This window comes from Lactobacillus delbrueckii subsp. delbrueckii DSM 20074 = JCM 1012 (assembly GCF_001433875.1).
GTDB lineage: Bacteria > Bacillota > Bacilli > Lactobacillales > Lactobacillaceae > Lactobacillus > Lactobacillus delbrueckii.
In genome coordinates this window covers 1-622 of record NZ_AZCR01000127.1, presented here as the reverse complement: position 1 = coordinate 622, position 622 = coordinate 1, and the positions used below count along the sequence as shown (strand labels likewise).

General features: G+C 43.4%; 1 protein-coding gene, 1 tRNA gene and 1 pseudogene. 2 read left to right on the top strand and 1 reads right to left on the bottom strand.

What is annotated here, in order from left to right:
* On the top strand, window positions 1-193 hold a 193-nt coding region (locus tag FD23_RS10840), incomplete at its 5' end, for a hypothetical protein (RefSeq protein ID WP_236743912.1).
* A 94-nt stretch (window positions 194-287) separates the two neighbouring features.
* Window positions 288-360, top strand: a tRNA-Thr gene (locus tag FD23_RS08785).
* A 22-nt stretch (window positions 361-382) separates the two neighbouring features.
* Here the strand turns inward: FD23_RS08785 and FD23_RS08780 are convergent.
* Window positions 383-622: pseudogene (locus FD23_RS08780) on the bottom strand (autolysis-associated response regulator transcription factor); the annotation flags it as partial.

Genomic DNA, 622 nt, shown 5'->3' with positions numbered 1-622 from the left:
GGGAACTTCGGCTTGGCCTTTAGTCAGAAGCATGGACAATGTAATTTTGGATTTTGAAAAAATGGTTGAAAGAAAAGCTAAGCGACTGTCCCGTAAAGAGATCACGCCGGCAAGCAGTCTCAGCAGTCTTTGCACGGGGCATGAAATCAGCAATTTTGGGATCGGCGAGCTCCTTTTTAAGCTGTTTCAGTAGTTGTCTGCCTAAAAAATCAACTTTTTTCGCGAAAGCTCTTGTCAAGGACACGATTTTATGGTTTAATTAATAACTGTGTTAAGGCACAAGAGTCGCTGACTTAGCTCAGTTGGCAGAGCACTTCACTAGTAATGAAGGGGTCGGAGGTTCGAATCCTCTAGTCAGCATATATAAAGAAAATGACCTTGTTTAAGCAAGGTCATTTTTTGTTGCATTCAGTTTCAACATGACAGACCGCCGGCGACGGAATGGGCAATGCCTTGATCAAAATAGGCGATGCCCTTTTTTTATCGTAATTTTGCACTGCATCCAGGTTTATCAAGCTTTGCCGGTCAGCTGGGACCAAGTTTGGATACCTTTTTTCATAATCCTTGAGGGTGCCCAGGCAATCGAAGACCTTATTTTTGTCGTAAACCCGCAAGGTCTTGA